Source organism: Gilliamella intestini (assembly GCF_900094935.1).
In the GTDB taxonomy this organism is placed as follows: domain Bacteria; phylum Pseudomonadota; class Gammaproteobacteria; order Enterobacterales; family Orbaceae; genus Gilliamella; species Gilliamella intestini.
Map to the genome: position 1 here is coordinate 1 of NZ_FMBA01000012.1, position 7,606 is coordinate 7,606.

Annotated in this window: 8 protein-coding genes and 1 pseudogene; 7 read left to right on the top strand and 2 right to left on the bottom strand. The window is 32.2% G+C overall.

What is annotated here, in order from left to right; all coding sequences use genetic code 11:
• The 3 genes from GA0061080_RS12550 to GA0061080_RS04625 form a co-directional block, all read left to right on the top strand.
• On the top strand, window positions 1-298 hold a 298-nt coding region (locus tag GA0061080_RS12550; protein ID WP_167349181.1), incomplete at its 5' end, for a transposase.
• Between the two features lie 230 nt (window positions 299-528).
• Window positions 529-2,394, top strand: a complete 1,866-nt coding sequence (locus GA0061080_RS04620) for a SurA N-terminal domain-containing protein (RefSeq protein WP_091121837.1) — start codon at window positions 529-531, stop codon at window positions 2,392-2,394.
• Window positions 2,395-2,547: 153 nt separating this feature from the next.
• A complete protein-coding gene (locus GA0061080_RS04625; protein ID WP_091121840.1) occupies window positions 2,548-2,859 on the top strand; it encodes a ComEA family DNA-binding protein in 312 nt (103 codons plus the stop codon).
• A gap of 43 nt (window positions 2,860-2,902) precedes the next feature.
• On the opposite strand, the gene priA is transcribed toward GA0061080_RS04625, so the two are convergent.
• Window positions 2,903-5,071 carry a primosomal protein N' gene (gene priA, locus GA0061080_RS04630; protein ID WP_091121846.1) on the bottom strand — a complete coding sequence of 723 codons (2,169 nt, stop codon included), beginning with the start codon at window positions 5,069-5,071 and terminating at the stop codon, window positions 2,903-2,905.
• 219 nt (window positions 5,072-5,290) lie between these two features.
• Between priA and moaC the strand changes: the two genes are divergently transcribed.
• From moaC to GA0061080_RS04650, 4 genes are read left to right on the top strand one after another with little or no spacing between them, the layout of a single operon-like run.
• A complete protein-coding gene (gene moaC, locus GA0061080_RS04635) occupies window positions 5,291-5,776 on the top strand; it encodes a cyclic pyranopterin monophosphate synthase MoaC (protein ID WP_091121849.1) in 486 nt (161 codons plus the stop codon).
• Window positions 5,777-5,786: 10 nt separating this feature from the next.
• Window positions 5,787-6,032, top strand: a complete 246-nt coding sequence (moaD, locus tag GA0061080_RS04640) for a molybdopterin synthase sulfur carrier subunit (RefSeq protein WP_091121851.1) — start codon at window positions 5,787-5,789, stop codon at window positions 6,030-6,032.
• 4 nt (window positions 6,033-6,036) lie between these two features.
• The gene (gene moaE, locus GA0061080_RS04645) at window positions 6,037-6,480 is read left to right on the top strand and encodes a molybdopterin synthase catalytic subunit MoaE (RefSeq protein WP_091121854.1); all 444 of its coding nucleotides are present in this window, start codon (window positions 6,037-6,039) and stop codon (window positions 6,478-6,480) included.
• Between the two features lie 59 nt (window positions 6,481-6,539).
• Window positions 6,540-7,271 carry a Bax inhibitor-1/YccA family protein gene (locus tag GA0061080_RS04650; RefSeq protein WP_091121858.1) on the top strand — a complete coding sequence of 244 codons (732 nt, stop codon included), beginning with the start codon at window positions 6,540-6,542 and terminating at the stop codon, window positions 7,269-7,271.
• A 239-nt stretch (window positions 7,272-7,510) separates the two neighbouring features.
• On the opposite strand, the pseudogene GA0061080_RS12390 reads toward GA0061080_RS04650, so the two are convergent.
• Window positions 7,511-7,606: pseudogene (locus GA0061080_RS12390) on the bottom strand (IS5/IS1182 family transposase); the annotation flags it as partial.

Consider the following 7,606-nt stretch of genomic DNA (forward strand, 5'->3'; position numbering starts at 1 on the left):
AAGGCTCGATGAAGTCAATACAGTGATAGCCGATAAAGGTTATGACAGCGAGCCTTTTCGGTGCTTTGTTCGTCAAAAAGGCGGACGAACGGTGATTGCTAAACGTAATTATGGTAAGGATATAGATAAAAGCAGTATGGATAGGTGCCTTTATCGCTATCGTCATTTAGTCGAGAATGCCTTTGCTAGAATCAAACAATACCGTTCAATATCAACTAGATACGATAAGTTAGAAAGGAATTATGCCAGTATGGTATCACTGGCATTTATGTTAATGTGGCTGCCAATGTATTGTTGAGTAATTTATGTACAGCAAAGATCAACAGCCCCTAATAAAATCCAAATTAAAAATCCTATTTATGGTTTAAATAAAAAAATAAACCCCGAATTATATCGAGGTTTGTCATCAATCTGAGATCAACTTTAAGTTGATCTTTTTTTTAAGCTCAACATTATGGTAATAGCCAATTTAGTTAAATATGCTATACTTGCAAAGTTCAACATTAGGTATATGGAGAATCGCAAGAAATGATGGAAACAATCCGAACAGCAGCAAATAGTATTGTTGTTAAGATTATTTTTGCAATAATTATTGTATGTTTTATTTTTACTGGCGTCGGGTTTTTAGGCTTTGGTGGTGGTAAAAATAGTGTACGAGATCAACAACAGTACATTGCAAAAGTTGATGGCGAAGGTATTAGCCGAGCTAGATTTGAAGCGGAAGCTAAAGCAAAAATAGAAAAATCTGGTGGCAGTAGTTCTTTTATTAAACAGATACGCCGTAATGTATTATCCTATCAAATCGATAATTATTTAGCTTATAAATTTTCGCAAAAGATAGGTGTAGCTATTAGTAATGATCAGATTAAAAAGTTTATTAAAAAACAAAGAGAATTTTTTAAAAATGGTAAATTTGATAATCAAACATATTTAAACCTTCTAGCAGAAAATGATTTCACTCCAGATAGTTATGCCAAAATTATAAGAACAGTACTACAGCAGCAACAAGTTGTTAATGCCTTAGCAAATAGTAGTTTTGTTTTACCAATTGATTCTGAAATATCTTTACTCAAAAATCAAACTAGAAGCATATACGCTACTTCGGTTAATACTTCTGTAAGTGATATTGATGAGTCAACTATTACATTAGATGATGAGCAAAAATATTATAACGAACATTTAAAAGAGTTTTTTAAAAATGAGCGAGTGAAAGTTAAATATATTTTAACTTCTGAAGATATAATAAGAAAAACACTTGATGTTACAGAGAGTGAGCTTAGAAATGAGTATGATAAAAATATTAAAGCTTATTCATATCCAGCTAAGAAAGCTTATAGTGTAATTTTTGTTACTGATAAAGAGCAAGCTAATAATATTGCCAAAAACCTTTCTTCTGCTAAGGTTAGTTTTGAGGATACTGTTAAAACAGTTAATCAAAATCAAAGTATTTCTCCATATGGTAAAAATGCTTCATTGGGATGGTTTGCTGACGGTGATTCTTTACCTCAAGTATTTAAAGATGCTAACTTGAAAAAAGTAGGACAAATTTCGTCACCAATCAATATTGATAACGGTTATGCAATAGTGAAATTAGATGGTATCCAACCTAAGAAGGTTATGGATTTTAATTACATAAGATATCAAATTCATTCAGAACTCTTTAATAAAAAACTTAAGCAAGCATTAGAAAGTGAAGAGAACAAAATTAAAACAGCATTGAGCCAATCGCCTAAGAGTATTGAAGAACTTGCTAACAAAGTTGGAGGCGAAGTAAAAACTTCAGATTGGATTACTTTCGATGATAAGTTCTCAATTGCCTCTCATCCTGAGGTTAGAGATGTAATATTTAGTGAAGAAATGATTGTTGATGGTAAAACGACTGGTAACATTTCTGATTTAATACCTGTTGATAGAAATAATAAACAGTATGATTTTGTTGTACAAACAATTGATTATCGCCCTGAAGGAATAGCATCATTTGACGAAGTTAAAGATGAAATCCATAAAAAACTTCTTACCCAAATGACTCAGAATAAATTTAAATCCAGTGTTGATAATATATTGGCTGAATTAAACGAAACAGGAAAAGCCAAAAATGTGCAGTTTGCAAAAAAATATACTTTAAATCGAAATTCAACCGAACTTAATAAACAAGTTATTGATATGGTTTTCAATTTAAATCCTTCAGTAGAGAATAAACCTGTTTACGGTGTAGAATTTTTGGATGATAAAAATGCTTACATTGTTGTTCTAACTAAAGTAGACACACCAAAAGAATATAACGATATTTCTTCTGAATTGTTACCTTTATTTATTAATAATACATATTTTTATCTTACAGCGGATATACGTTCTAAGGCTAAGATTGAGATTATGCCTGATGCTAATCTGTGATTTAGTTCTAAAAATAGTAGCAGTAATTGAAAAAAAGAAAAGTCACTTAGGTGACTTTTCTCATTTTTATAATTGATAAAATTTTTTTATCTGATTAAGTGAGATAGTTATTACGCAAATTTACTTGCGTAACTATTTTTAGAGGTTAATCAAATGAAAATATTTTCACTATTATGTATTATGTTATCAAGTTTTATTTTTTCATCCACAAGTTTTGCCAATTCAGTACCTGCAACATCAGTTTCTGGTAAACAGGAACAAAAACAAATTGTTCAAGTAAACATCAATACTGCAACAGCAGAAGAATTATCAAAAGTATTAACAGGGATTGGGACAAGTAAAGCTCAGAAGATAATAGAATATCGAGAAAAGTTTGGTCCTTTTATTTCAGTTGAGCAGTTAAAGGAAGTTTCAGGTATTGGCCAAGCAACGCTAGATAAAAATGCCGGTAAAATAATTTTATAATTTATTATTTCCATCAATTAATATTGGTGGAAATAACAGTAGTCTAATTATCAATAGGATCTACATCAATACTCCATTTCACTTTTGATGTTTCAGTCCATTTATTTATGTCCATTAATAGTTGATCTAATATTTTCTGTAATTGTTGTCTATTTGTATGTTGAAGTAGTAATTGCCAACGATAATATCCCGCTTTTTTGGGTTGATTTGCTGGCATTGGCCCAAGTTGCCATAGTGTATGGTCATAATGTATTTTTAACCAATCATAAATATGTTGTAAAAAAGATGGAGCATAATGATTATTGCGATCTGCTGCACGAATTAATGTTTGGTAACTAAATGGTGGTAGTTGAGTATATTGCCTTTCTTGTAATGTCAGTTTGGCAAATTTTTGATAACCTTCAGTTAGTAAAACATTAAGTAAAGGATGCTCAGGATGGTATGTTTGTAAAATAACTTGCCCTGTCTTAATTTCACGACCAGCTCTTCCTGATACTTGTGTATAAATTTGAGCAAATCGTTCAGTTGCCCGAAAATCACTTGAAAATAAAGCACCATCAACATCGATAATTCCAACTAAAGTGACATCAGGAAAGTGGTGGCCTTTAGCTAAAATTTGAGTACCAACTAAAATGTGTGCTCCACCTTGTTGAATACTTTGTAAATAGTTATCTAATGCGCCTTTTTTACTCACTGTATCTCGATCAATGCGACTAATCTTGATATTAGGAAAAAGAATTTCAAGTTGCTGTTCAAGTTGTTCTGTCCCAAACCCAATAGGCATTAAATGCGTTGAGCCACATTTTGGGCATTGCTTGGGCACTATCCTTGATGTATCGCAATAATGACATATAAGTTTGTGTTGTTTTTGATGTAATGTATAAGGTTTATCACAGCGAGGACATTCAGCAATCCAACCACAATCATGGCATATTAATAATGGTGAAAATCCTCGACGATTCAAAAATAACATGACTTGGTTGTTATTAGATAAATGTTTTTTTATTTGCTCAATTAATGGTTGAGATAAACCAGCAGTAAGTACTAACCCACGCAGATCTAAAATCGACTGTTTGGCAAGCTTTGCATTACCGGCTCTTTCAGTTAATTGTAATAAATGGTATTTGTGATTTTGTGCATTATTGAGTGTTTCAAGCGATGGTGTTGCAGAGCCTAAAACAATTGGAATATTATTAAATTTAGCTTGGATAATAGCTAAATCTCGAGCGTGATAGCGCCAACCTTCTTGTTGTTTGTAGGAACTATCATGCTCTTCATCAATAATAATCATACCCAAGTCTTTAAATGGAGTAAAAAGTGATGAGCGAGTGCCGACAACTATAGCGTTTTCTCCGTTTTTACTTCTTAACCAGACGTTAAGTCGTTCTTTATTGGTTAGTCCTGAATGTAAAATATCAATTGGTGCATTAAACCGCTGTTTAAAACGTTTAATAGTTTGCGGTGTTAAACCAATTTCAGGAACTAATACTAACGCTTGCTTACCAGTAGCTAAAATATTGGTAAGTATATTTAAATAAACTTCTGTTTTTCCTGAACCAGTCACGCCCTCCAGTAAAAATACTCCAAATTGATCATTTTGTTTATTAATTTTTTCTATAGAATAGAGTTGTTCGCTATTTAATTGAATTGAACTAGTGTTAGTTGAAAAATTTGTTTGCCATTTAATATTATCTGGTTGACTTATTACTTGCTCAATAAGCTGTTTTTTCTGTAATTGACGATATATAGTATTGCTAAAATCATTGTCAGAAATTGTATTATTTCTAAATGATGATAATAATAGTTTTTGTTTTGAAGATCGTGATAGTGATTTCAAATCAATATTTTTACCTAATTGGGTTAATTGCCATCTTTTAACTTCGCCTTGCGCAGCTTCACGCCCTTGCCTTAGTAAAACAGGCATAGCATGAAATAAAACCTCACCAATAGGATAATGGTAATAACTGGCTGCCCAATTTAATAATTGCCAAATAGATGGGGTAAAAATAGGGACTGTATCAATAACTGTTGTAATGGTTTTTAAGTTTTTAATATCAAAGTCAGTTTTTTCATCAATATTAACAATGATTCCTATTGCATCACGCCAGCCAAAAGGAACTTTTACTCGCATTCCAACTTTGGCAGGGGGTGTTAACTGATAATCAAACAGATGGTAAACTGGTACTGGTAAGGCTATATGAGCGATAAGCATTAAAAAATCACAGATATTATAATTATATAAAGCTATATTGTACGCAGTTTTTATTTAAGCCGCAAAAGGTATAATAGAAGTAATTTGTTATTACTCGAATGCTTTGTTTACTCATCGGCATGAATTGTTTTATAAGATAAAATCAAATGGTGGTAACTATTAGTAAAATTTGCTATCTTGACAAAAATTGATGATTAATAAAATATTAAGGGTTAAAGGATGAGTGAATCATTTTCACACATTAATCAGCGAGGTGAGGCCTATATGGTTGATGTTTCAGAAAAATTAATAACAACACGAGAGGCAAGAGCCGAATCATTAGTTTTAATGAATGCAAAAACACTGAAGATGATTATCGAAGGGAAACATCATAAAGGCGATGTTTTTGCTACAGCAAGAATTGCAGGGATTCAAGCTGCGAAAAAAACTTGGGAGCTTATTCCGCTTTGTCATCCAATTTTTTTGAGTAAAATTGAAATTAACATAGAAGTAGATCAAATAAAAAATTGTGTCCTAGTTCAATCTTTTTGTCGATTGAATGGGCAAACTGGTGTTGAAATGGAAGCAATGGTTGCCGCATCCGTTGCAGCATTAACTATTTACGACATGTGCAAAGCAGTTCAAAAAGATATGGTTATTTCTCAAGTAAGATTGTTGACGAAGAGTGGTGGTAGATCAGGTGATTTTGTTGCCCAAAAGGTTTAATAGATAGAAGATGAATAAAGTTATTTTTTTCGCTCAAATTAGAGAATTAGTTGGTACTGAGTGTGTTATGTTAGATGCAAATCAACTTTCAGTTTCCTATCTTATTGATCAGTTAAGTGGACGTGGTGATCAATGGTTCTTGGCATTTAAGGAAAACTCTGTTTTATGTGCTGTAAATCAAACTTTGGTTGATTTTGATTATATTGTGAAAGAAGGTGATGAAATTGCTTTCTTTCCTCCTGTAACAGGTGGATAACATTATGGATCTTATCAATGTTAGTGAGCAGCCGATTGATGTTAATAAGCTAAACGACTGGCTTTCACAATTACCACAAGATGGTGCCATTGTTACTTTTATGGGTAAAGTTCGTAGTATTGAAAAACAAACAATAAACCTTTTTTTAGAACATTATGCAGGCATGACTGAAAAAGTTTTAGCCAATATTGCCGATCAAGCTAGAGAAAGATGGCAATTAAGCCGAATTGCGATAATTCATCGAATAGGTGAAATTAATGCAAATGAACAGATTGTCTTTGTAGGAGCAAGCAGCGCACATCGTTCAGATGCGTTTTCAGCAGCAGAGTTCATCATGGATATATTAAAGAGCGAAGCTCCTTTTTGGAAAAAAGAACGAACTATGCAAGGAGAAAGATGGGTTGAAGCAAAAAAAACAGATAAAGAAGCATTGAAAAAATGGTATTAGTATTTATTTAGGATATAATGATATGGATTTATATCATTCATTTTAATGAGAGGTAATTAATGAAAAATTATTCACCTAATGGTTCAGTCATTGAACAATCAGGTAGTCGTATTCAAACATACATGAGTCATGTTTATGGGTGGATGACTGTTGGTTTATTCTTAACAGGAATTGTTGCGTGGTTTGCATCATCTAATCCTGCGATGGAAGGCTTATTGTTTTCTGTTACCCCTAGAGGACTGCACACACTTAGTGTATTTTCGTGGGTTTTGATAGCGGCTGAACTAGGGTTAGTATTTGTTTTATCTGGCATGATTAATAAATTATCAGGTAGTACAGCAACGACATTGTTTATGCTTTACTCTGTTATTAGTGGGTTAACTTTAACACCCATTTTTAAAGTGTACACTGGTTCATCTATTGTTAGTGTCTTTTTCATTTGTGCTGGTATGTTTGCGGCATTAGCTTTATATGGTTATACCACTAAACGTGATTTGTCAGCTTTTGGACGCTTTTTATTTATGGGATTAGTTGGTATTGTTATGGCTTCAGTGGTTAATTTCTTTATGCAAAGTCAATCATTAATGAACGCAATTACTTATATTGGTATATTTGTTTTTGCTGGTTTGACTGCATATGATACACAGAAATTGAAGCAATTTGGAGACCAATTACAACAAGATGATCCTAATATGTTTAGACGCTTTGTTATTTTGGGTGCATTAACACTGTATCTTGATTTTATTAATTTATTCTTAATGTTATTGAGAGCTCTTGCAGATCGTCGATAATTTTGTTTAATTCTAATAAAAGGGCTTTAAATTGAGCCCTTTTTTGTTAACATTTTATTAGAGTATTTTTAAGCACTGGTTTGTTAAAAAGTTTCAGGAATGCCCCTCGTTTCAGTATAAAATAAAGTAAAAATGATATAAGTGGTTATTTAACAGAGTATGATCTATTTGAATCTATAATTAATCGTAACTGGCTTTTAATGTCTAGGGGCTGTTGATTTTTACTGTACATAAATTACTCAACAATACATTGGCAGCCACATTAACATAAATGCCAGTGATACCATACTGGCATAATTCCTTTCTAACTTATCGTATCTAGTTGATATTGAACG

Coding starts and splice junctions, on each gene's coding strand:
- GA0061080_RS04620 (WP_091121837.1), top strand. CDS start 529: ATGATGGAAACAATCCGAACAGCAGCAAATAGTATTGTTGTTAAGATT.
- GA0061080_RS04625 (WP_091121840.1), top strand. CDS start 2,548: ATGAAAATATTTTCACTATTATGTATTATGTTATCAAGTTTTATTTTT.
- priA (WP_091121846.1), bottom strand. CDS start 5,071: ATGCTTATCGCTCATATAGCCTTACCAGTACCAGTTTACCATCTGTTT.
- moaC (WP_091121849.1), top strand. CDS start 5,291: ATGAGTGAATCATTTTCACACATTAATCAGCGAGGTGAGGCCTATATG.
- moaD (WP_091121851.1), top strand. CDS start 5,787: ATGAATAAAGTTATTTTTTTCGCTCAAATTAGAGAATTAGTTGGTACT.
- moaE (WP_091121854.1), top strand. CDS start 6,037: ATGGATCTTATCAATGTTAGTGAGCAGCCGATTGATGTTAATAAGCTA.
- GA0061080_RS04650 (WP_091121858.1), top strand. CDS start 6,540: ATGAAAAATTATTCACCTAATGGTTCAGTCATTGAACAATCAGGTAGT.